Origin of the sequence: Peribacillus sp. FSL P2-0133 (assembly GCF_037975445.1) — a bacterium.
GTDB classification, from domain to species: Bacteria; Bacillota; Bacilli; order Bacillales; family DSM-1321; genus Peribacillus; species Peribacillus simplex_E.
Map to the genome: position 1 here is coordinate 5,665,834 of NZ_CP150254.1, position 21,602 is coordinate 5,687,435.

The following is a 21,602-nucleotide window of genomic DNA, read 5'->3' on the forward strand; positions in this document are numbered from 1 at the left end:
TAAATGATGTTTATCGATGCCCAAACAAGGTTATATACTACTATAGCCAATCAACAACCACGATAAGCAAGATTCCATTTACCTATTTTCAAGGGAATCTTACACTAAAATTCAAGGAGGAGTTTATATGTATCAAGTACACGTAGTAGAAAACGGTTTACAAGCAAAGGAAAAAATCGATCAATTAGTTACTTCAGGATATACGAAGGACGATGTATATTTGTTTGCCCATGATAAAACGCGTTCGAAGCACCTCACTGAGAATACAAATACGGAAGATGTAGGCATGAAGGAACAAGGCTTCCTTGATACGGTTGGAAATCTCTTTAAATCACGTGGAGACGAACTTCGTAATCGAATGAGCAATCTTGGTCTTACGGATATGGAAGCAGAACGATACGAGGAAGTACTTGACGAAGGGAAAGTCGTCATCGTTGCTTCCAAACAAGATAATAAAGACGGGGTTACACACTAATACCCGATAACCATTACCCTATATGGATTCATAAAAAAGCGAGGCTCCTTAACCGGCAGCCTCGTTTTTTATATTCATTATCCCAGGATGCTTTGGTACGTGGCCTTTGCATGGACCATGTCCTTAGTACCGTGAATCAACGCCCGGCCATCCTTGAAAATGACGATACGCTCCCCAGCTTTTTCACAAGAGAGAAGAAATGGATTGAATTTCACCAAATAGCCGCTGCCGTCCAGATCTTTGGCTAGTTTCTCGAGTTGCAGTTCCAAAGGATTTGGCGGTCTTACCTGTACAGTATCCCTCCCGCAAAGAACAGCCGTTTTCGTTGCATTTTCCTGTGTTAAAAAGGGGTATGTCCTCTGCTCTCCGCATGAGAGACAATCTTTCTTTTTCGCTTTTGTCAATTTAACGGTTTGGTATTGATTTCTCCACAGATCAAAAGAAACAAGTGCAAGCCGTACCGATTCCCAATCTTCAACAAGGATTTTCAAAGCTTCGGCAGTTTGGTGTGCCACTACCATCGTTACAGCCGGTGATATGATTCCTCCTGTGTCACAGGTCATTCCTTGAATGGGGATTGCTTTAAGCAAACAGTGCAAACATGGAGTCTGTCCGGGAAGGATCGTCAAAGTCATGCCAACACTCCCCACACATGCCCCATAAATCCACGGTATATGAAGCTTTTGTGATAAATCATTAATGATCATCCGTGTCTCAAAGTTATCGGTTGCATCCAATATCAAATCAACATCACCAAGCAGATGTTCGAGGTTCTGGGCAGTTGCGTCCATGATGATGGCATTCACTTCAACTTCATGATTGATATCAAATAAATGACGCTTTGCCGCTTCTGCTTTTGGCAGTTTCTCCTCGACATCCCGTTCCGTATACAATTGTTGGCGCTGTAAATTACTGGTCTCGACATAATCCCTGTCGACAATGGTAAGCTTCCCTACTCCTGCCCGAGTAAGGGCCTCGGCATTAGCAGATCCCAAAGCCCCTGCACCAAGAAGCAAGACATGCTTCTTCATAATTTTCAATTGGCCCCCTTCACCAATGGGGGCGAATAAAGTCTGCCTTGAATATCGCTCTTTCACCGTGAACCCTCCCTTCCGAATGCTTTAGCCCCCACTTACTGGTGGAATGAAAGCAACTGTATCTCCATCAGATAGAAGCGTGTCATCATCGGCAAATTCTTCATTGACCGCCGTCATCACGGTTTCTAGACCTTCCAATTGAAAATCCACCTTCATTTTTCCTTTTAGCTCCGCCACACTCATTCCATTTCCTTCTATAGAAAGGGTCTCTTTGCCTAGCTCATCTTTCAATTGGGCAAATAAAAGTACATTAATCATCAATATCCCCCTCTTCCGGTTTCCCCGATGGATATGGAACGGTTTCCAACTGGTTTCCTACCCATGTCTCCCCATCTTCCCAGTGTTCTTTTTTCCAGATCGGGACGATTTCTTTAATTCTTTCAATCGCATACCTATTCGCCTCATATGCATCATTTCGATGTGGCGTACTAACGGCAATAACCACTGCGATATCCGTGATTTCAAGTTTACCTACACGATGGGTGATCGCCGTTTCTGCATCAGGCCAACGTTCCTTGATCTCAGATCCGATTTGCTCCAATTTCTTGATGGCCATCGGTTCATACGCTTCGTAAATTAAGAAGAGAGTCTTTTTTCCTTTCGTCATTTCCCTCACTGTACCAATAAAGGTCGTGACGGCACCTGCATTCCGCTTGACTACTTTATCAAACACTTCCTGGATGACAATCGGCTCTTTTGAAATATTATAATTCATGTCTACCATCCTTTATATATAATTCAGTTTGATCAATATAACCTGCCTCTTGATAATCTTCCATCGTATTCATATTGAAAAAAAGATATTGAAAATGTTCAGGATTCTCGCAATATAACTTAAAGTCGGTTTCTTTCATGACTTTCACCGAAATCTTTTCCAAAAATAGACTCATTTTTAATTCATGTTTTAATAAACACTCCGTCAGTACAGGAAGACACCTTTTATGGTAAACAGCAAAAAGCGGCTGGAGCCTGCCATTTATTTCTGGAACGACAGCATCGAATTCAGGTTCATAATGGGAAATGATATCCTTTATGGCATCTGCACTCACAAACGGCATATCACAGGCTGCAAGGAATTGAAGCTCCGTTTTCGATGAGGTCAACCCTGCATGCAATCCGCCAAGTGGTCCTTGACCTTTATGTAAATCCGGAATTAGCGGAAGTTGCAGAAAATGATATTCTTCAAATGTATTCGTAATGACCATGATGTTTTCTGACACCTTTTTCAATTCGGATGCCACTCTTGAAATGTTCACAACGCCGCCTATGGTCAACAGGGCCTTATTCACTCCCATACGGCTTGATTTCCCACCAGCTAAAAGCAACATTGTCCATTCCACAAGAATCCCCCTCCTCTTTTTGGGTTTAATCCAGCATCGAACGGTAAAGCTATACTAAATGTGTCCACTATATTTAAATATTATTTTAAATCAACTTTGAAAATAATGACACCTTCTCAAACTTTGCTTTATATTTCAAAAGATGGAAAGTAGGGTCCAAAGCAAAAAAAGCAGGCTACCCGTCCATCCGATTTCCTGAATTCCAGGTCCGAAAAATGACTTATGCGAGGCCATTGCACTTCTTTCTCTAAGACACTCATATTAGGGTGAAAACTAAGTTTTACATAAAAGAAATTTTGGTATATTCTAAAAATAGGATATTAACTGGTATGCTGATAATATCGATATCTAATTCTCCTGAGGAGGTCACATAATGACTATGAAAAGAGCTATGACAGTTGCCGGATCTGATTCGAGCGGCGGCGCGGGTCTTCAAGCAGATTTAAAGACATTCCAAGAATTCGGGGTTTACGGTATGTCCGCTTTAACGACAATCGTGACGATGGATCCGAAGAATGGCTGGTCCCATAATGTATTCCCTACACCGGTCGAAGTTTTGGAAGCCCAAATCGAAACGATTTTATCAATCGGCATTGATGCAATGAAAACGGGAATGCTTGGATCAGTGGAAATCATTGAACTTGTTGCCCGTAAAATAGACGAGTTGAAGCTGGACAAAGTCGTAATCGATCCAGTTATGGTATGTAAAGGTGAAGATGAAGTATTGCACCCTGAAACGGCTGTAGCTCTGCGTGAACTGCTTGTTCCACGTGCAACTGTAGTCACGCCAAACCTGTTCGAGGCCGCTCAGTTAGCGGGAACTGCGCCTATCAAGACGATTGATGACATGAGGGCTGCAGCTGAAAAGATTCATGAACTTGGTGCAAAATATGTCTTGATCAAAGGCGGTAATAAGCTGGATCTTGATAAAGCCATCGACCTTTTATATGATGGAAAAGAATTTGAAATCCTTGAATCAGAAAAAATCGAAACGACCAATACACATGGTGCGGGCTGTTCTTCTTCCGCAGCTATTGCAGCTCAATTGGCTGAAGGGAAAAGCCCGCGTGAGGCTATCCTCATTGCTAAAGACTTCATTACCGAGGCCGTTCGCCATTCTTGGAAGATGAATGACTATGTTGGACCTGTCAATCATGGTGCATACCATAAATATGGAATTGCGGAAAAAACACAAAAATAAAACATCAAGTTTAATGGCTGCTCAAATTCATCGAGCGGCCTTTTTCGCTTTTTTTGCTTTTATTTAGTAAAATAGAAAGAAGGAAAAGCTTATCTAGCCGCCCAGTTAAGGAGGAAATTATAGAATGAAACCTATAGACCGTACAGAGGTGCAAAATGCCATTGATTCTTTCGCCGGACAAGATGTATATCTTCACCTTGAAACGACAAATGGCGCCTATGCCACTCATGTAGATGAAGCTTTCTTTTCGGCAGGTGCTTATATTCGTAATGCTTTTATACAGTATGAACATGGGAAGATAGTTGGGGATGGACCCTACCGCATCGGCTTGAAGCTCAATATTGGCTGGGTATATGCAGAAGGCGTTAACCACTTCGAATTGGATGAACAGGGGAGATTGCTATTGGCAGGCCTTGATTTTTCCGGAAAGCTTGCTGTCTCCATGCAGCTCAGTCCCACTCCCTTTGAATGATGACAACTTGCTTGATATATATCATATAGTTCCGATGAAAACTCCCATTCACCGATAACCATACTCACTGTAAGTAGAACGGAAGGAGAAATATACCTTGGAAAAAGAACGCCATGTATTAGTTATATTCCCACATCCCGATGATGAAGCCTTCTCGGTCTCCGGAACTCTTGCCCTTCATAGAGAAGCGGGCACTCCTGTCACCTATTTATGCTTAACTTTAGGAGAAATGGGACGTAATTTAGGAAACCCTCCATTTGCAACAAGGGAATCGCTCCCTAAAATTCGTAAAAAGGAATTAATCGATGCAGCAAATGCGATTGGCATCCAAGATTTACGCATGCTTGGATTGCGCGATAAGACGATTGAATTCGAAGATGATGAAAAGCTGACATCATTATTTACCGATGCCATCAATGAATTGAATCCTTCATTGATCATTACGTTTTACCCAGGATACAGTGTCCATCCAGACCATGAAGCGACGGCACGGGCTGTGGTTCGAGCCGTGGAAAGAATGGAAGAGAAAGAGAGACCTAAACTTCATTGTGTCGCCTTCTCAAATAACTGCATTGACGAATTGGGACAGCCTGACATCATCCAGGATATCTCTGCCGTCGAAGAAAAAAAGGTAGCTGCATTCACTGCCCACCGTTCGCAAACACAGGCAATGGTGATCGATTGGAAAGAGAAATTCGAAAATCAGGATGCGGATTTTCTAGACTGGATTCGCAAAGAACGATTATGGACCTATAAATTTTAAAGAAACCGCCAATAGGCGGTTTTTTTGTTTTGGCATAAAAAAAACGCCTGTGGATTACAGGCGGAGAAAAGGGGGATATTTTGGAAAATCAATCATAATATTAGCATCCCCAAATTTTTTCATTTTATACAATCATATTCAAAAAATTAGGCAGACAAGCGTTCCTCATGCTGCATTTTCGTTCTTGCCGAGGCTTTTTTTCCATGTGCCAAGAAATAAATGCCAATAAGTACGAATGCAAAGATCGACATTCCTATGAATAACCCTTTGAACCCTGTAAATGGAATAAGGAATCCCAATAGGAATGGGCCAACACCAATACCGAAGTCATACATTGTAAAAAATGTGGATGTGGCTAATCCCATCCGATTTGATGGGGCTTCCTTAATCGAAATCGCTTGACAGCTTGATTGGAACGTACCATACCCCACTCCGATAAAGGCGCCGGCAATCAGAAGCGTGATACCATGATGGGATTGGCTGAGGATGACCATACCGACGGCAAATAGTAAGAGCGATGGGTAAATAACTGCATTTTCCCCCTTCACATCAAACATCCGTCCTGTAAACGGACGGGACGCCAAAAGGAACACAGCAAATACGACGAAGAAAAAACTTGCCGCATCCATTAAATCCATTTCCTTTGCAAAAGACGTTAAATAGGACAAGATGCTCGAATAGGTAAATCCAGCAAACCCGATAAAAATGGAAATGGGCAGTGCCCTTTTCTCAAAGTAATCACTGATTTTAAATCCTTTTTGTGGTGAAACTCCGCTCTGTTCCCCTTCAGGCACATTCATGAATAATGAGGCAACTAAAGAAAATGCGGCAAATAAGGAGGCTGCATAGAAAATGATGGAATAACTGAAATGCTGTGTTATCAGCAATCCAATAAACGGACCGAATGCCATTGCCAAGTTTGTACTCATGGCAAAGTAACCAGTACCTTCCCCGCGTCTCTCATTCGGAATGATATCTGCAGCAATCGTTCCAGTTGCGGTAGTGGCAAGGCCAAAAGCAAAACCGTGAATAAGCCGGTCGATCAATAAGAGGGATAAACTATTCACCAGGAAATAGCCTATGGATGCAACCAGGAATAGAACCAATGATCCAAGCAACATCTTTCTGCGGCCGACCTTGTCAATTTTTTTCCCTGCAATCGGTCTGACAAGCACAGCCCCGAGAACAAAAATACTTGAAGCAAGTCCCGCTTGTGCTTGCGACGCATGAAAGTTATCCATCGTGTAAATGGTCAATGTCACCATCAAGACATAAAAAGTTAAAAATAAAAAAAAGTTCGCAGACGAAACAATCAGGAAATCTTTCGTCCACAATTTCGGTTTTTGATTCATTTCAATCCTTCTTCCTTACTATTGTTTTAATTTCTCCTTCAGGAAAATCAACGTTCGTAACGTTGCCTCTCGATCCTCTTCAGCCAAACCGCTCATTAATTGAAGTTCAAATTCTTCAACTACCTTTTTGGCCTCGTGATAAGTCCTTAAACCTGACTCCGTTAACTGTATTCTCCGTTCCCGCTTATCTTTTCCTGGGACTTGTTCAATCAAATCAAGTTCTTCCAACCGATTTACCGTCCTAGTTACCGTCGGTTTCTCAACATCTAGATATGTGCTTATTTCAACAAGTGTAGAACAGCCAAACTGACTCAGATAATATACAATCGACCATTGGGAATGATAAAGATCAACCTTGGCTAATTGTTCATTTAACTTTTTGGTAAATGACCTCGAAAATTGTAAGTTATGATGAAAAAAACCATTATTAAAGGACAAAGATATTCCTCCTGCAAAAGTAGTTACCTAGGTAACTATACACCTATTCATTAGAAATGTCTAGCTTTCGGCTGTACGAAAATAATCATATGCACACCGCTTCCTCAGCTTCTCCATTGCTTCCGGGACAAAATTCAGGAGGTTCATGCTTTTAATTGGAAGCTTGGAGCGAATACTCGTGAATTCCGCGCTTTTACTCGTGAATTTCGAGCGAATACTCGCGAATTTCATGCTCTTTCTCGTGAGTTTCGAGCGAATACTCGTGAATTGCACGCTTTTACTCGTGAGTTTGGGCGTTACTCGTGAATTCCGCGCTTTTACTCGTGAATTTCGAGCAAATACTCGTGAGTTTGGCGAAACGGTATAGGTTAAATCGGGGCCATGCCATGCTCTTCGTGGTCGATGCTTCGAGGCTATAAACAAAAAGGAAACCCCGCTATTAAAAAGCGAGGCTTCCGATATTTGATCTTTGCGTTGCGGAATGATTTCATTCGAAAACTATTTTGAATCACACAAATACCACATCTCCGAGCTTCTCATTGATAACTTCAGGGCATATTCCCTTTTAAGCTAGATAGTGGCAAACGATAAAGTTTATCATCCTTTTCATCAGGATTTCCTCGGCCGTCCGTATTATTGCTTATGAAATAAAGAAATCCTTCATCAACGAATACATCACGTATCCTTCCTGAGCCCGTAATGATATCAGTCAGTTTTCCGCTTTTTACATAAGAACTCTTAAGCGCTTCACCCCTTAAGGCTGCAAAATAGAGCTTTCCGTCAAAATAGGCCATGCCAGATGGAGCCCATGTATTTTCACCGGAAAGAATCAATGATGTTACCATATCAGGTTTTTGCTCATCGCCCTCTATATCTGGCCAGCCATAGTTCTTACCCGGATCAATTTTATTTAATTCATCGTGTGCCGAATCTCCGTGTTCACTTTCATATAACTGTCCTGCTTCATCCCAGGCGAGACCTTGTGGATTGCGGTGACCGTATGAATAGACGTATGAATTCCCGAAAGGATTATCTTCCGGAATGGTGCCATCCAGGTTCATGCGCAGAATTTTCCCGCCTAAGGAATCTAGGTCCTGTGCGATTTCAGCCTTTCTTGCATCGCCTGTTGTTGCGTATAGCTTATCGTCCGGTCCAATCTTGATCCTGCCGCCATGGTGGTAGTCCCCGCTTGGTATTCCGTCGATTAAGGTCTCCATCTCCTGCCATTTATCATCATTTTTTTCTAAAATGACGATTCGATTGATGGGATCCCCGCCTTCTTCATAGGTATAATAGGCGAAAGCTTGCCCGCTTTTAGAGAAATCGGGAGCTAGCAAAAATCCAAGCAACCCAGCTTCCGCTTTAGCTGACAATGTCTTTTTAAGGTTGACCTTTTGCCGTGTCATCTTTTCCTTGTCCCACTCAACGATGGTTCCTGCCCGCTCTGACACATACATTGTGTCCCCATTCTTCTGGATCGACCATGGGGCCTGCAGGTTCGTTATCAGCACATCCGGATCCTCCCCTAAAGTGCCCGTCACTTCTTTGTCAGGATTCGGCTGGGTTTTGCTGTCGCCATTCATGTTACAACCAGTTAAAGTCAATGTAGCCATAAGGAAAAAAAAGAACAGTTTTTTCAAATTCTTTCCCCCTTCGATTCATGAGTTTAATAGGCTGACTGTTTAAGTACCTTTAAAATGGCCTCCGCGACACCGGCTTCATCATTCTTGCCTGTTACTTCATCACACAGTTTTTTAATTTCGAGCGGGGCATTTCCCATTGCGACAGACAAACCTACCCGTTCAAACATGGATACATCATTATAATTATCCCCAATAGCCATCGTTTCCTGCATCGAGCCGGATTTTCCATTCACATATGTTTCAAGTGCCGTACCTTTTTGTGCTGTTTCACTCATGATTTCCACATTTTCACGCCCCGATGAAGTGACTGTAACTCCATGTCCTTTCAATTTCGAAGCAATTTGATTTAATAAAGTTAAATCCTTTGAGAAGCTGAGAATTTTATAATATTCCTCATTCGAACGGCTGAATAACTCGGAATAATCGGAAATGGAAGTTACCTGTCCAAGCTGTAAACGCTGCTCCGCATATTTCCGCATACTCTCAGGGTCAATGTCAGGATTCGCTGTAACGAAAACATCAACCAAAACAGATATTGCGTTTTCATAGTCTTTGGAATAAATACCTTGACTCGTATATATTTCGAAATAAATCCCTTGTTCTTCGAGGAATCCAGCGACCATTTTAGCAGTGGCAGCCGACATTGGATTGGAAGCGGCAATTTTTCCTTCCTCCGTGAAGAGGGCAGCACCATTTACACAGATGACAGGGCAAACGATGCCTGCTTCATCCAAGGCAAACCTAGCTTCCACATAAGATCTTCCAGTAGCAATGATCACTTCCACACCCTCGCTTTGCGCCTTCTGGATGGCATGTTTATTTTCCTCACTGACCTTTTGCATTTTGTTAAGCAATGTTCCGTCCATATCAATCGCAATCGTCTTTATCAATTCAATCGGCCCCTTTTTTCAATATAATCCCTATTTTAACCGAAAGATCGTGGATAAACACGTTTAACAAACCCGTATATATTCTTGTTGTGACTTCAGTCATTAAAAAATTCTATTATGTATATAAATAAACTGCACCTAATTAAGATAGGTGCAGTTTGTTTTCTTAATGTAGAATCGTTTTTCTATCGACATCTTGGGCCCGTTCAATAATCTGTTCGTGGATGTCTTTTTGAATGTCATCGATGGCTGTAAAATCCATTGCTTTTACATAAATCTTTTCGAGTTCATCATGCAGATCTTTTGCCTTAGCGAGATTTGCTGTCGCTTCATTCATTTTCGTCCGGTATCTAGTGGAAACATCCTTTAACTGTTCGGCATATATTTCATCTGTTCCTGGCAGGATGGCCGTTTTATATATATCAATGATTTCATCCCCTCCACTACTAGGGAAATATTCATGAGGGGATGTGCTGTCAAATATGGCGATCCCAACCTCCCGGACGATTACCATGTCCAAGCTATGCGGATCGAAACCACAATGATATATTTCCACATCAAAGCCTCTTTGCTCCGCAGCCTTTGCAATCTTCTTCAGCATCGTTGATTTACCGGAACCTGGACGTCCCTTTAAAAAGTACCGTTTTTGTATTCCCTCAGTAATATTGGGGATGAAATCAACTGCACCCGTTGGTGTAGCTGCACCTAAGAATCGGTGACGAACATCCGACTTCTTATTAAGGACGATATCTCTATAAAAGCCTTCTATCAATTTATTGGTCAACCCATTCAATTTTGCGAAATCAATATTTGCCTTATAAATGTCTTCCCATTCATCATGAATCATCAATGCTTCAGCGAATAGGGCATATGCCTTCTCGAAACTCTTGCTTCTCGCATTCGTCAACTTTATGATGGCCGCTCTTTCAGAAGCCAGCTGCTGGGAGTTCCAGGCAGCTCCTAGATTGACATATTCCTCAATGGCCCCTGGTGCCTTCGGTTCAATCACATGCGGCGCAGTCCCATCCACGATCCCGATTTTCAAAGCCGGTATGATTACTCCATCAATGGAATCATTATCGGACGAACAATGTAAATACTCGATGTCATAGCCTTTATCCAGCCATTCTTGGCCGATTTTTTTCATAATGGTCGATTTACCGGAACCAGGTCCGCCTTTTAATATGAATAATCTTTCCAGACCTTTTAAATTGGAATCATATAAACTATAAAAACCTTTAGCCGTATTGCCTCCAGCAAAATAATTCATCACTTTTCCTGTCACTTTCACACTCTCCCTCACAATACAGATGTAACTTCAAGACAGCGTATGAAGAAAAGGCCCAATAGGTGAATACCTAAAGGCAAACAGTTTATTTTATTAGGGCTACAGATTCCGCTTGTGTGACTTCCAGGAATTCTGACGGTTTTAATACGATCTGTGTACCGATTTTCCCTCCACTTACGATGATTTCAGGCAGGTTTGTTGCACTTTCATCAATAAAAGTCGGGTATTGCCTTTTCATTCCGATCGGGGAACAGCCTCCCCGAATGTACCCTGTGTATTTTTGCAGATCTTTAACCGCAAGCATTTCAATTTTTTTTGCACCTGCGGCCTTCGCTGCTTTTTTCAAATCCAGTTCGGTTGCGACAGGGATGACAAATACGTAAAGCTGCTGCGGTCCGTTATGGGTAACAAGCGTTTTAAAAACGGTTTCCGGCGCTTTTCCAATCTTGCCCGCAACAGTGATCCCGTCGATTTTTCCATCGCGGGCATCATAACTCATCATGCCATACTCTATACGTTTGCTATCAAGAATTCGCATTGCATTCGTTTTACTGGCTCCCATAAGAAAATTCCCCTTATCGTTTTCTACCATCTTACCATTTTAAATACCGGGTAAAAAGAAAAGCACAGTGCTTATTCATCTGTGCTTTCCCTAAAAATTATTCTAAATGGCGTCTTTGGAAATCAGCGATCCTCTTGTAGTCGCCTTCCAATTGCCTGCTCACGGATAAATAAATCGACATTAATTCTTCATACACTTTAACGTTCTCTTCGATCGGGACAAGTTCATTCGTTTCACCAACCATACCCTCAACCTCATCAAGGCTTTCGATTTCGCCTAAAGCGTATAATCCAAGAACGGCGGCACCTAAGCTTGAACTCTCAAAGCTTTCAGGAATTGTCACGTTTTGATTGAATATATCAGCCATGATTTGGCGCCAGAGCTTCGAGCGGACAAATCCGCCGCTTGCATGAATCTTCTCGGGGGCACCAGTCAACTCCTTTACAGCAATAAGGACACTGTACAAGTTATACATCACACCCTCCAGCACTGCCCGGACCATATGGTCACGAGTGTGATGAAGCGCCAATCCAAAGAAGGAGCCCCTTGCATCGGCACTCCATAATGGTGCCCGTTCCCCTGCCATATACGGGTGGAATATCAACCCATCAGAACCAGGTGCAATATTAGAAGCCATATCCGTCAGAATTTCATAGGAGTCCTGTCCCGAAGCCTTCGCTTTTTCAATTTCCATACGGCCCAATTGATCGCGAGCCCATCGGAAAGTGATTCCCCCGTTGTTGACCGGTCCGCCGATTACCCAATGATTCTCAGTAAGGGCATAGCAGAATGTCCTGCCTTTGGGATCGGTAAGCGGCCGGTCACTGACGGTCCTTACCGCACCGCTCGTTCCGATTGTCACTGCCAGAACGCCTGGCTTGATTGCGTTTTGCCCTAAGTTGGCAAGCACGCCGTCACTCGCGCCAATCACAAACGGGGTACCAGCATGAATGTTCATTTTTGCGGCTAATTCCTCACTTAAGCCTGAGAGGATATGCGTTGTAGGGACAAGCGTCGGCAGCTTGTCAGCCCCAATTCCAGCAATGGCGAGTGCCTCTTCATCCCACTTCAGGTCATTCAAGTTGAACATGCCCGTTGCAGAAGCGAGCGAATAATCCATCACATACTCATTGAAAAATTTATAGATGATGTATTCTTTAATTCCTATAAATTTTTCCGTTTCGTTAAAAATCCCGGGATGCTCATTTCTTAACCACATTACTTTCGTGATTGGCGACATTGGGTGAATGGGTGTTCCCGTTCTGTGATACAATTGCATCCCCTGTTCCGAAGCCTTCAAACTCTCCGCATAGGCAACACTTCGATTATCTGCCCATGTAATGCTATTCGTCAGCGGGTTGCCGCCTTTACCAATTGCGATCAAGCTATGCATCGCCGAACTGAACGATATGAAGCCCAGTTCTTGCTTTTCTATTCCGCTTGCAATCATGACCTCGCCTATTGCAATGATGACCGCTTTATAAATTTCCTCGGGATCTTGTTCCGCAACGGAAGGAGTTGGACTATGAAGAGGATATCCCCTCGAACAAGATTGGACAACCTCCCCCCCTTTTGAAAAAAGAACGACCTTCGTACTCGTCGTACCAATATCGATTCCCATCATATAACCTGATTGTCCCATATTTACATCAAGCTCCTTTCTCTTAAACAATTGAATTCAATAGTAAGATTAGGATAAGTGAAACGACTGATATAATCGTATCCATAACCGTCCAAGACTTTAAAATTTGCGCGCCCGTTAAATTAAAAAGCACTTTGATCATCCAAAATCCTGGCTTCACCCCAATTCATTTTCAAATGCACCGCCGGCTCCAATAATCAAGATGATGGATGCAGTTGGGGCGGGGCAGGCTGCCCTGAATTGGTTTAGTTCTACTTTATTAAAACCTCTAGCGTAACCTAATGTAAAGAATGAAACCACCACAGAAACCATGAAGGCAATCCAATCATTCAATATTGTATCTTCACCAAACACAGCACTGAAAGCTCCTATTAATAAGACCGGCATTAAAACCGCGATCAAGGTTATGCCGAAACCTGGGTGCTCACGGTTATGTATATTGGAGAATTGATCCGCTAGCCCCTCGGGTGCTTGTACATCCATTCTTTTAAATATGCAGGAACCAAAAGCAGGCCCAGCTAACATGGGAATTCCGTTTTTCACCGACTCGCATCGCCTTTCCAAGCATGGTACCTAAACTGACAATGAGTGCTATCTAACCAAAATTATTACCTGCCCCTGTCTGAACAGCATCTGCAACATCCGGAATATCCATACGTGGGATGATCCCTAAAATGACGGAGGCGAGAAGTAACGCAATAAATGGGTGCCACTTTACTTTGGCATGATAATGATCAAGAAAACTAAACATCTTATTCATTAATTCACGCTAAATCAGGAAAGGAATCCATAAAGGTAAGCTCTCACAGAAAAAGGCATCGAACCAGTTCATTGTGAACTAAACTCGATACCTGATTCAGTCATGAAATATCATTCACCAATAAAAAGAGGACCGGATCGTTGCTTGATTTCTTCCTCCAGTTGTTCAGGATAAGCAATGAGGAAGCAGGTGGACGGTCCTGATGATTTTGCAATATCGACTTTATTACTTATATGCACAGATACACCTTCACCACATTGATCCAGATGCTCCCATTCATATGCTATCCCTTTGGAGCCGACTGGAAGTGCCTGAACATCTTCCATTTCACATAAGCTTTTATATAAAGATAACGGCGCGACCCAATCTTGCTGTTCCATTACTTCTTCTCCAACGAGCGGCCTGCCGATCAGAGCTATTTTCCGTAAAGGATGCTGCTTTTTAACGGATTCATTCGCTCGTTTACCAATCACCATAAGTCCAAGTGCTGATTGAAGAAGCGGCATGTTACTTTCAGTGCTGCCTGTAATGGGGAGATCCTCCATTCCCAGTTCATTCATCCCTTTCCTGACACCCCTGGTCAAGTCCTCCCAGGCTTGATCACCGCAGAAATTATTTAGAACGACGGATACTGGACTCCCCCCAACGCCCAAACATTCCATGACGGCAACCCGAAAGGAATAATATCCAACGACCTCATAAGGGACATGGACAAGATCTTTTTCCTTCAGGCCGATCCCGCCGCTATTATCACTTGAAATAATCAATGAATCTGATTCGGAGAATGGCAAAATCAATGAATCACTCATTCTGCGAGTCCATCTTTAAAAATCATTTTTTTCAAGACAAGCTCCAAGCGTGGCAGTAAAAGGGCAGCCAATACTACATTTACCGCCGTCGCTGCCGTCAATCCCGGAACCAATAACGTGTAAAAACCAGGGCTGATCAGAAATGCGAAAGGCAGGGCTAAAACGAAGGCATTACCGATAAAGAAGAGGAAAAATGCGCCTATTTTTTTTCCGTTTGTATATAAAATGCTAAACATCCATGTCAGGACTGCCATCTCGACCATGATCAAAAAGTGGAATGGCCCAAGTGGCATGCCGCCGAATAACGCTGAAATGATATGACCAAGCCCAGCTACAATAGCCCCCGATACCGGGCCAAGTATGACAGCCGCCAAAAGGGCCGGAAAACTATCCAAAGCGATACTCCCGATCGGGGAAGGGATTTTAATCATTGCCCCTACAGCCGATAAGGCAATGAATATAGCAATTGCACTAATTTTTCTTACATCCATGTTTACTCTTTTTCCTTTCTTTTCCCTCCACGGAATACATTTGCGCTACGGATATATTCCACATCTTTCACACCAAGACGGAAGTTGATCACACGTGCAACAGCAAAGAAGTAATCCGACAAACGATTTAAATATTGAAGTGATAATGGTGAAACGGCCGCACCAGACTTGATCAATGAAACGACCAACCGTTCCGCCCTTCTTGTAACGGTACGGGCGATGTGAATGGTTGCAGCCGCTTTTGAGCCGCCAGGCAGGATAAACTTTTCCAATTCCGGCGCTTCAAGTATGAAGGCATCTATTCGTTCTTCCAAATAGGTAATGGCCTCCTCCGTCAGCTTTTGTGGGGCCTTCTCGGAAACTGTTGCCAAATCACCGCCGCAGTCAAACAACTCATGCTGGATCTTTTCTAGATCGGCCAGTACATCCTTAAATATCGCTGAATCCAATTCTGTCACCGCAAGACCGATATAGCTATTCACTTCATCCACCGTTCCATAAGATTCAACACGGATATCATCCTTATCAAGCCGACCTCCGATTACGCTTGTTTGTCCCTTATCCCCTGTACGTGTATAAATTTTCATCCCAATTGCCTCCTCTACTTTATTCGCTGGTTAATTCCATACCAGATGATATCAACGCGACTGGATATGGATGCTACATCTTGAAAGACCCATCCGCAGGCATCGCGCCATCTGCGATCTTTTGCTTCGATCGGGACAATGCCTTTGGAAATATCAGAACCGATCACAATGCATTTGTGTTCATCCTTTTCTTTCTCCCATATTCGCCAATCAGCCATGATTTCCTTCCATCTTTTTCGAATCGAATCTGAATCCATCTTTTCTGCATCTTGTTGAATCCATGCATCCAATCCTTGCAATACAACAGTCTTGCCTTGAAAATCAATCAATTCCGGCTGTTCTTTTCGATAACCGGATAGCCAAAGGACATCATTTTCCAAACCATACAATTGCTTTACCCATTTAGTTTTCCCATTATAGGCGCCTCCTGTAACAAAGTGCAGCGTTCTCCCCTCCTTAAGCATTCCCGGTCTTCCCATATCAGCTCATATCCCCTGCCATGGGAAATTCCCCAATCAAAAAAGGACTTTTCCTTCGGGGCATAGCGGACCAATAAATCACGAATTACCCCTCCATGTGTCATTAGGGCAATTCGGTTCTCCTTACAGGCAATCAAATGGTTCCAGCCATTATTCACTCGCTCGGAAAATGCCGGATAGCTTTCACCCCCGGGCACAAGGGCCTCCATGGGACGTTCCAGCCAATTAAGATACTCTCGATCTGTCTTCAACTCATGATACGTCCGACCTTCCCAACTGCCGAAGTTCATTTCACGGAACAAAGGGTCTTTGACCGGAACTGCATTTGGAAACAGCAGTCGTGCAGTTTCCACACAGCGGAGCAAATCACTGCTGTGAATTTTTTCATATATTGGATAAGAGCCTCTCAATTCCAGTATTTCCTTTTCTCCTTTGACGCTTAATGGGGAATCCGTCCAGCCTAAATAGGCCTTTCGCTCATTTGCTTCCGTCAGCCCATGGCGAAGTAGTGTAATAGCCACAATATCAGCCATAACCAAAGCTCAACCCCTTCCACGGATGCACCCAGTACATCCCCCGTTATCCCACCGAACCACCTGACGATTTTACGTTTTATATAAACCAGGAAAAACACCGCAGCCAGACACATGATGAAAAATAAGGTGACAAGCTTAAAATCGATGATCCAGGCAATCGCCAGACTTAATAGGAGGTACAGCCAATAAATGGGCAAACTGCTTTTCTTTACTGCACTTTGAAAAAAAGCACCGAGCCCCTCTTTTTTAGCCAGCGGCATCCGGATGAGTAAATAACCCATCACACATTTGCTTAAGAGTGGAAGGGCAATGATCAAGAAGTATGTCCATTCATTTACCCTTTCGACAATTTCATAGATAAATAGAAACCGGGCGGCCAATAGGACTATGACGGAGATGACACCGAATGCACCTGTCCTGGAATCCTTCATGATTTCCAATCGCCGCTCTTTATCCTGATAGGAAAAAAAAGCATCACTTGCATCGATCCAGCCATCGAGATGCAAACCTCCCGTTAATGCCATCGTCAAAAACCAAAGGAAAAAGGCAATCGCAAGCGATGACAACGGGGTCCATTCCACGAGCGCATACAAAACACCGCCCAATATCAAACCTAGCAAAAGGCCTACTAATGGAAAGGTTTGAATGGCACGGTGAATATATTTCTTCTCCATCGGAAGCTGCTTCTTTATTGGAAAAACCGTAAAGAACTGCAGGTTAATTAAAAATCCAATCACTCCGCTCATTCCTGCATGCACCCTTTCTTTTGCAACGGAATTCCCGCTTCTACAAGATAGGCCTCATCGGCCTGCCCGACGATCGTTTGATGAAGCTGGCCCAGTGTTTTTCCGTATATATGAAGGAAATCATCCTGGAAAATCGGTTCCTGCACCAGTTCATTGCTCACGACTATTAAACAGCTGGATTGTTTTCTTATCTCATTGATTCCGGTTATTATTTTTGAAAAAACGCTATCTAAAAATTCTTCTTCAAGCGGAATACCTGGGCCAAATAGTTCGTTGTCAAGCAGGGTTGTCAGACAATCGAGCAGAATGATGGAATCCTGATCAATGTCCTCCCCTATTCTTGTAATATCGGTTGCGTATTCGGAAGTTTTCCAAGCAATCGGGCTGGTTTCTCTATCTTTCCGGTGCCTAAGGATGCGTTCACCCATCTCTACATCACTGATACGGCCACAGGCGAGGTAATGCAAGTTCCCATCCGATTGGAGTGCATACTCCAGGGCTTTTCTTTCTGCGAAGCTGCTTTTTCCGGAACGGACACCCCCGGTTATAAAACAGAGCCTTGCTTTCTCCACTGTCTTACCCCCTCCATCAGTGCTTCGTTATCATGTTCACTCTTCACTGCAAACCGAAGCCACCTTCCATCCAAACCGGGAAAATTATAGGTATGGCGCGGTACGATTCCTTTTTTCAGCAAAAAGGGGAAAAGGGATAAGGATTCATCTTTCACCAAATAAAAATTGACTGTGCTATCGGAGACATGCAACCCTTGCTCCTCATAAAACCGGAATAGTTTTTGCTTTTGCAATGCAATATAGTCTCTTGTCTTTCTCATATAGGCTTCTTCTGCAAGACAGATTTTCCCTACTTCAAGTGCCACTTGGTTGACGCTCCAATGAGGTTTATAATTTCTTACCCGTTTTATGATGTCAGGTGCTGCAAGCAAATAGCCCAGTCTCAAACCCGGAATTGCAAAGATTTTAGTCATTGATCTTAGAATGAGTAAATGTGGAAATACATTGATTAAAGAAGCATAACTAAAGGCATCCTCCGCAAAATCATAAAAAGCCTCATCCAGGACAACCAGGCAATCCGCTTTTTGGCATTCAATGATCAATTCCCTAACTGTATCCCGCTTAAATGAAACACCCGTCGGATTATTAGGCGTACATAAGAAAATTGCATCATATTCGGGTAATCGGGGAATCAATCGATCCAAGTCCAATTGCCACTCAGGAGCATCAAGCTGGTGAAAATCGACCTTACTTCCGGCTGCCAAACAAGCTTCTGCATATTCCGCAAATGCCGGCTGAATGATTAGCACCCTTTGATTGGCTAATCCGTTCGCTACCAGCATGATTATTTCAGCACCACCGTTCCCCATCAAAACGGATTGCTCAGGAAGTGCTTCTTTTTTTGCAATTGATTTTGTCAGTTCAATGGCATGCGGATCTGGGTATTGAAGGATTCCTTCGAAAAACCCAGACCACTGTTCCTTTATGCGTAAAGGCGGACCCAATGGGTTGATGTTAGCACTGAAGTCGGTAACCGATTCAGGCATTTCGATTTCCAGCGCTTCGTAAAGATAATGAGGATTAGAGCCATGAGAAGGTAATAACAAGAATAAGTCCCCCTAGCCATAGCATCAGTAGAAATAGAAAAGATGACCGATGCATGATGGTAATCGTTTTTGGTATATGTTTTGCTTCCAATCGAACAAGCGGAACTCCCATCCTCGCACGGTCGGAAACAATTCCTTTGTACATATTCCGGCCTCCAAGCTGTATTCCCAAAATGGCAGCAACGCCTGCTTCACACCACCCGCTATTCGGGCTTGGATGTTTTTTTGCGTCATTGAATAATATCTTCCATCTGGCACCAAATCCATGATGGCTGGATTTCGAGCTCAGCAACATCAGGAATCCGGTGAGGCGGCTGGGAATCCAGTTGACGATATCATCGAGCTTGGCTGAAGCCCAGCCGAATTGCCCATATTTATCATTTTTGTACCCTACCATGGAATCGCAGGTATTAATCGCCCTGTACACCATCGCGAGCGGCGCACCGCCAAATGCTGCCCAAAACATCGGTGCTGTAATCCCATCACTAGTATTTTCCGCTACGGTTTCCACGGTTCCCCTGACTATTTCGGATTCATCGAGATCAGCAGTATCACGGCCCACGATATAGGAAAGCTTAAGCCTCGCTTCAGGAAAGTCCCGTTCATTAAGCGGAAGGCAAACATCCATCCCAGCTTGCTTCAAGCCCTTCTGAGCTATCGTAGTAGAAATGACAACAGCTTCCCAAATGATACCTGCAAGCGGATGGATCCGATAAGCCAAATAGACGGTAAGACCAGTAATCAGTAACACCGCCGATAAGACGATGATCAACATGAAGAGTCCATTCCGTTTCTTATATGCCCCTCTATTGAATGCCAGATCCAACTTGCTTATCATCGTTCCTATCCATTTGACTGGATGCGGCCAATTTGGCGGATCACCAATTAATAGATCAAGGAAAAACGCCAGCGTAACTGCAAAAAGATGCTGATAAATCATAAATCCTCAATCCGTTTCCGAGTATTCTTTAATGCTTCCACTGTACAATCATAAACACCGCGACTTATCAGCTTCCCTAACGGAGTGATGGTGCCCGCATATTGAAGCTTTGCACCTCTTTGAGTTGCCGCAATCAAAATGCTGTCTGTCGATGTTCCTGTTGCACATGTATTTGTCACCTTATCCATGACATGCAAATCATGAAGGGCTTTTACTTTTGCCTCGGTCGCAGTAACTATGCTGTGGATGAAAGCCTCTTCTGCCAAATGCCCATTTACGAATACCCAAGTATTTATCGTTCCTGGAGCGGAACTCCAAGAATGCCGGTCTGCTAAAGAAGCGTCGATGGCATTGCCTACACCAGCCGTCACGATAATAAAAACCGAGAAATCTTCAGCTCTTAGTAGCTTGAAAGCAACCGTATCGAGATAGACAGCTGTCATCATCCCTACCGTTTCCTGAGGTTCAAAACCATGAGTCTTTAAATAGTCGGCCATTTCAACATGATGGTCCTCGCAATCATAGCCATGATGGACGTGCCTATTCACAAAATATTTATGCCAGCCCGTCCCTGAACCAGTCACTCCAGAAGACATCGTTCTAAGCGGGATCGGAGAATCCAATTGAATCATCTCAGGACCGACTGTCAAATAAGAACCATCGATTTCCAATGGGATAGTATCATGGCCATGCTTTTCCGGAACGATGAACATCTGTGGTTTCGGAAGGGCGGGATGTGGATGTTTTTCGATCGTCGTATGATATACATCCTGAATCCGTTCCTGTTGGAGCACTTCGTTCGGCACATCAACAACCTGAATCTGCCCTTTCTCAAGCAACATAAGCCGATCACAATATAATCCTGCCAAATTCAAATCATGAAAAATTGAAATAACGGTCAACTTCTGCTCTTTTGCCATTTTTCTCATTAGATCAAGAAGATCTTTTTGATAGGAAAGATCCAAGTGGTTCGTAGGTTCATCCAAAAAAAGGATTTCCGGCTCTTGGGCAAGTGCCTGTGCCAGCAAGACCCTTTGTCTCTCCCCTCCTGATAATCGTTCAAAATGAAGATCCTGAAAATCAGCTACTCCCGTTTGTTCCATAACTCGTTGGACAATCGATTCATCTTCTGCGGACCAACTATGGAACCAACCTGATTGATGAGCATATCGCCCAAGTGAGACCGTCTCTTTTACTGTATAAGAGAAAGCTAATGAGGAATGTTGAGGGAGCACAGCAATGACCTGTGCAAGTTGCTTTGACGAATAATCCTTCAAATCCCTACCTCTTATCCGTACGCTTCCGCCTTTATAATCGAGCACCCCGCTAAGCATGCTTAAAAGTGTCGTTTTTCCGCTGCCATTTGGACCAAGAATCCCGAATAATTCCCCTTTATGTACATCAAAAGAGACAGAGTCCAAAACAGCTTTGTTATGATATCCACCTGTTAACCCTCTTACTTCAAGCATCCGT

27 protein-coding genes are annotated in these 21,602 nt (G+C 43.4%); 4 read left to right on the forward strand and 23 right to left on the reverse strand.

The window, feature by feature from the left end:
- Window positions 1-127 precede the first annotated feature (127 nt).
- The gene (locus tag MKY17_RS27410) at window positions 128-475 is read left to right on the forward strand and encodes a general stress protein (protein ID WP_098370226.1); all 348 of its coding nucleotides are present in this window, start codon (window positions 128-130) and stop codon (window positions 473-475) included.
- Window positions 476-552: 77 nt separating this feature from the next.
- On the opposite strand, the gene MKY17_RS27415 is transcribed toward MKY17_RS27410, so the two are convergent.
- Genes MKY17_RS27415 through MKY17_RS27430 form a run of 4 tightly spaced genes read right to left on the reverse strand, consistent with a single transcriptional unit; the run spans window position 553 to window position 2,912 of the window.
- Window positions 553-1,572, reverse strand: coding sequence for a MoeB/ThiF family adenylyltransferase (locus MKY17_RS27415; protein ID WP_098370227.1), 1,020 nt, complete (start codon window positions 1,570-1,572; stop codon window positions 553-555).
- Window positions 1,573-1,596: 24 nt separating this feature from the next.
- Window positions 1,597-1,830: a molybdopterin converting factor subunit 1 gene (moaD, locus tag MKY17_RS27420; RefSeq protein WP_098370228.1), complete on the reverse strand. Its 234-nt coding sequence runs from the start codon at window positions 1,828-1,830 to the stop codon at window positions 1,597-1,599.
- Window positions 1,823-2,287 carry a molybdenum cofactor biosynthesis protein MoaE gene (locus MKY17_RS27425; RefSeq protein ID WP_098370229.1) on the reverse strand — a complete coding sequence of 155 codons (465 nt, stop codon included), beginning with the start codon at window positions 2,285-2,287 and terminating at the stop codon, window positions 1,823-1,825. Before MKY17_RS27425 ends, moaD begins: the two co-directional genes overlap by 8 nt.
- Window positions 2,277-2,912: a molybdenum cofactor guanylyltransferase gene (locus tag MKY17_RS27430; RefSeq protein ID WP_098370230.1), complete on the reverse strand. Its 636-nt coding sequence runs from the start codon at window positions 2,910-2,912 to the stop codon at window positions 2,277-2,279. The genes MKY17_RS27425 and MKY17_RS27430 overlap by 11 nt, the downstream gene beginning before the upstream one ends.
- A gap of 373 nt (window positions 2,913-3,285) precedes the next feature.
- Here MKY17_RS27430 and pdxK point away from each other — a divergent pair, with 373 nt between their 5' ends.
- The 3 genes from pdxK to bshB2 all read left to right on the forward strand — a co-directional run bounded on the left by pdxK (window position 3,286) and on the right by bshB2 (window position 5,348).
- On the forward strand, window positions 3,286-4,113 hold the full coding sequence (pdxK, locus tag MKY17_RS27435; protein ID WP_179890999.1) for a pyridoxine/pyridoxal/pyridoxamine kinase: 828 nt from the start codon (window positions 3,286-3,288) through the stop codon (window positions 4,111-4,113).
- Window positions 4,114-4,237: 124 nt separating this feature from the next.
- Window positions 4,238-4,585, forward strand: coding sequence for a YojF family protein (locus MKY17_RS27440; RefSeq protein ID WP_076368396.1), 348 nt, complete (start codon window positions 4,238-4,240; stop codon window positions 4,583-4,585).
- 97 nt (window positions 4,586-4,682) lie between these two features.
- Window positions 4,683-5,348 carry a bacillithiol biosynthesis deacetylase BshB2 gene (bshB2, locus tag MKY17_RS27445; protein WP_098370231.1) on the forward strand — a complete coding sequence of 222 codons (666 nt, stop codon included), beginning with the start codon at window positions 4,683-4,685 and terminating at the stop codon, window positions 5,346-5,348.
- Between the two features lie 146 nt (window positions 5,349-5,494).
- On the opposite strand, the gene MKY17_RS27450 is transcribed toward bshB2, so the two are convergent.
- The 19 genes from MKY17_RS27450 to MKY17_RS27540 all read right to left on the reverse strand — a co-directional run bounded on the left by MKY17_RS27450 (window position 5,495) and on the right by MKY17_RS27540 (window position 21,598).
- The gene (locus MKY17_RS27450) at window positions 5,495-6,700 is read right to left on the reverse strand and encodes an MFS transporter (RefSeq protein ID WP_098370232.1); all 1,206 of its coding nucleotides are present in this window, start codon (window positions 6,698-6,700) and stop codon (window positions 5,495-5,497) included.
- 18 nt (window positions 6,701-6,718) lie between these two features.
- On the reverse strand, window positions 6,719-7,138 hold the full coding sequence (locus MKY17_RS27455; protein ID WP_098370233.1) for a MarR family transcriptional regulator: 420 nt from the start codon (window positions 7,136-7,138) through the stop codon (window positions 6,719-6,721).
- 548 nt (window positions 7,139-7,686) lie between these two features.
- Entirely contained in the window at window positions 7,687-8,778 is a 1,092-nt protein-coding gene (locus MKY17_RS27460) for a PQQ-dependent sugar dehydrogenase (protein ID WP_286176924.1), read from the reverse strand.
- 26 nt (window positions 8,779-8,804) lie between these two features.
- Window positions 8,805-9,671, reverse strand: coding sequence for a Cof-type HAD-IIB family hydrolase (locus tag MKY17_RS27465; RefSeq protein ID WP_098370235.1), 867 nt, complete (start codon window positions 9,669-9,671; stop codon window positions 8,805-8,807).
- 166 nt (window positions 9,672-9,837) lie between these two features.
- On the reverse strand, window positions 9,838-10,956 hold the full coding sequence (locus tag MKY17_RS27470) for a PRK06851 family protein (protein ID WP_098370236.1): 1,119 nt from the start codon (window positions 10,954-10,956) through the stop codon (window positions 9,838-9,840).
- A gap of 88 nt (window positions 10,957-11,044) precedes the next feature.
- Entirely contained in the window at window positions 11,045-11,521 is a 477-nt protein-coding gene (gene ybaK / locus MKY17_RS27475) for a Cys-tRNA(Pro) deacylase (protein ID WP_098370237.1), read from the reverse strand.
- 97 nt (window positions 11,522-11,618) lie between these two features.
- Window positions 11,619-13,163: a gluconokinase gene (gene gntK, locus MKY17_RS27480; protein ID WP_098370238.1), complete on the reverse strand. Its 1,545-nt coding sequence runs from the start codon at window positions 13,161-13,163 to the stop codon at window positions 11,619-11,621.
- 156 nt (window positions 13,164-13,319) lie between these two features.
- Window positions 13,320-13,706 (reverse strand): hypothetical protein, encoded by a 387-nt coding sequence (locus tag MKY17_RS27485; RefSeq protein WP_098370239.1) that lies wholly within the window; start codon window positions 13,704-13,706, stop codon window positions 13,320-13,322.
- Window positions 13,707-13,758: 52 nt separating this feature from the next.
- The gene (locus MKY17_RS27490; RefSeq protein WP_142323945.1) at window positions 13,759-13,923 is read right to left on the reverse strand and encodes a hypothetical protein; all 165 of its coding nucleotides are present in this window, start codon (window positions 13,921-13,923) and stop codon (window positions 13,759-13,761) included.
- 110 nt (window positions 13,924-14,033) lie between these two features.
- A complete protein-coding gene (locus MKY17_RS27495) occupies window positions 14,034-14,732 on the reverse strand; it encodes an ATP-binding protein (RefSeq protein WP_098370240.1) in 699 nt (232 codons plus the stop codon).
- Window positions 14,729-15,223, reverse strand: a complete 495-nt coding sequence (locus MKY17_RS27500; protein WP_098370241.1) for an ECF transporter S component — start codon at window positions 15,221-15,223, stop codon at window positions 14,729-14,731. The genes MKY17_RS27495 and MKY17_RS27500 overlap by 4 nt, the downstream gene beginning before the upstream one ends.
- Before the next feature lie 2 nt (window positions 15,224-15,225).
- Complete coding sequence (locus tag MKY17_RS27505) at window positions 15,226-15,810, reverse strand: cob(I)yrinic acid a,c-diamide adenosyltransferase (protein ID WP_098370242.1); 585 nt, start codon at window positions 15,808-15,810, stop codon at window positions 15,226-15,228.
- A gap of 14 nt (window positions 15,811-15,824) precedes the next feature.
- The gene (locus tag MKY17_RS27510; protein ID WP_286176926.1) at window positions 15,825-16,289 is read right to left on the reverse strand and encodes a bifunctional adenosylcobinamide kinase/adenosylcobinamide-phosphate guanylyltransferase; all 465 of its coding nucleotides are present in this window, start codon (window positions 16,287-16,289) and stop codon (window positions 15,825-15,827) included.
- Window positions 16,205-16,822 carry a histidine phosphatase family protein gene (locus MKY17_RS27515; protein WP_339201160.1) on the reverse strand — a complete coding sequence of 206 codons (618 nt, stop codon included), beginning with the start codon at window positions 16,820-16,822 and terminating at the stop codon, window positions 16,205-16,207. The genes MKY17_RS27510 and MKY17_RS27515 overlap by 85 nt, the downstream gene beginning before the upstream one ends.
- Window positions 16,780-17,571 carry an adenosylcobinamide-GDP ribazoletransferase gene (cobS, locus tag MKY17_RS27520; RefSeq protein WP_098370244.1) on the reverse strand — a complete coding sequence of 264 codons (792 nt, stop codon included), beginning with the start codon at window positions 17,569-17,571 and terminating at the stop codon, window positions 16,780-16,782. Before cobS ends, MKY17_RS27515 begins: the two co-directional genes overlap by 43 nt.
- Complete coding sequence (locus tag MKY17_RS27525; RefSeq protein WP_098370245.1) at window positions 17,568-18,143, reverse strand: bifunctional adenosylcobinamide kinase/adenosylcobinamide-phosphate guanylyltransferase; 576 nt, start codon at window positions 18,141-18,143, stop codon at window positions 17,568-17,570. Before MKY17_RS27525 ends, cobS begins: the two co-directional genes overlap by 4 nt.
- Entirely contained in the window at window positions 18,116-19,189 is a 1,074-nt protein-coding gene (gene cobD, locus MKY17_RS27530) for a threonine-phosphate decarboxylase CobD (protein WP_098370246.1), read from the reverse strand. The genes MKY17_RS27525 and cobD overlap by 28 nt, the downstream gene beginning before the upstream one ends.
- Window positions 19,164-20,129 (reverse strand): adenosylcobinamide-phosphate synthase CbiB, encoded by a 966-nt coding sequence (gene cbiB, locus MKY17_RS27535; protein ID WP_098370247.1) that lies wholly within the window; start codon window positions 20,127-20,129, stop codon window positions 19,164-19,166. The genes cobD and cbiB overlap by 26 nt, the downstream gene beginning before the upstream one ends.
- Window positions 20,126-21,598, reverse strand: coding sequence for a heme ABC transporter ATP-binding protein (locus MKY17_RS27540; protein ID WP_098370248.1), 1,473 nt, complete (start codon window positions 21,596-21,598; stop codon window positions 20,126-20,128). Before MKY17_RS27540 ends, cbiB begins: the two co-directional genes overlap by 4 nt.
- Window positions 21,599-21,602: the final 4 nt, after the last annotated feature.

Coding starts and splice junctions, on each gene's coding strand:
- MKY17_RS27440 (WP_076368396.1), top strand. CDS start 4,238: ATGAAACCTATAGACCGTACAGAGGTGCAAAATGCCATTGATTCTTTC.
- MKY17_RS27505 (WP_098370242.1), bottom strand. CDS start 15,810: ATGAAAATTTATACACGTACAGGGGATAAGGGACAAACAAGCGTAATC.
- MKY17_RS27450 (WP_098370232.1), bottom strand. CDS start 6,700: ATGAATCAAAAACCGAAATTGTGGACGAAAGATTTCCTGATTGTTTCG.
- MKY17_RS27540 (WP_098370248.1), bottom strand. CDS start 21,598: ATGCTTGAAGTAAGAGGGTTAACAGGTGGATATCATAACAAAGCTGTT.
- MKY17_RS27500 (WP_098370241.1), bottom strand. CDS start 15,223: ATGGATGTAAGAAAAATTAGTGCAATTGCTATATTCATTGCCTTATCG.
- MKY17_RS27495 (WP_098370240.1), bottom strand. CDS start 14,732: ATGAGTGATTCATTGATTTTGCCATTCTCCGAATCAGATTCATTGATT.
- gntK (WP_098370238.1), bottom strand. CDS start 13,163: ATGGGACAATCAGGTTATATGATGGGAATCGATATTGGTACGACGAGT.
- ybaK (WP_098370237.1), bottom strand. CDS start 11,521: ATGGGAGCCAGTAAAACGAATGCAATGCGAATTCTTGATAGCAAACGT.
- cbiB (WP_098370247.1), bottom strand. CDS start 20,129: ATGATTTATCAGCATCTTTTTGCAGTTACGCTGGCGTTTTTCCTTGAT.
- pdxK (WP_179890999.1), top strand. CDS start 3,286: ATGACTATGAAAAGAGCTATGACAGTTGCCGGATCTGATTCGAGCGGC.
- MKY17_RS27425 (WP_098370229.1), bottom strand. CDS start 2,287: ATGAATTATAATATTTCAAAAGAGCCGATTGTCATCCAGGAAGTGTTT.
- MKY17_RS27510 (WP_286176926.1), bottom strand. CDS start 16,289: ATGGGAAGACCGGGAATGCTTAAGGAGGGGAGAACGCTGCACTTTGTT.
- MKY17_RS27515 (WP_339201160.1), bottom strand. CDS start 16,822: ATGGCTGATATTGTGGCTATTACACTACTTCGCCATGGGCTGACGGAA.
- moaD (WP_098370228.1), bottom strand. CDS start 1,830: ATGATTAATGTACTTTTATTTGCCCAATTGAAAGATGAGCTAGGCAAA.
- cobS (WP_098370244.1), bottom strand. CDS start 17,571: ATGAGCGGAGTGATTGGATTTTTAATTAACCTGCAGTTCTTTACGGTT.
- MKY17_RS27490 (WP_142323945.1), bottom strand. CDS start 13,923: ATGAATAAGATGTTTAGTTTTCTTGATCATTATCATGCCAAAGTAAAG.
- MKY17_RS27410 (WP_098370226.1), top strand. CDS start 128: ATGTATCAAGTACACGTAGTAGAAAACGGTTTACAAGCAAAGGAAAAA.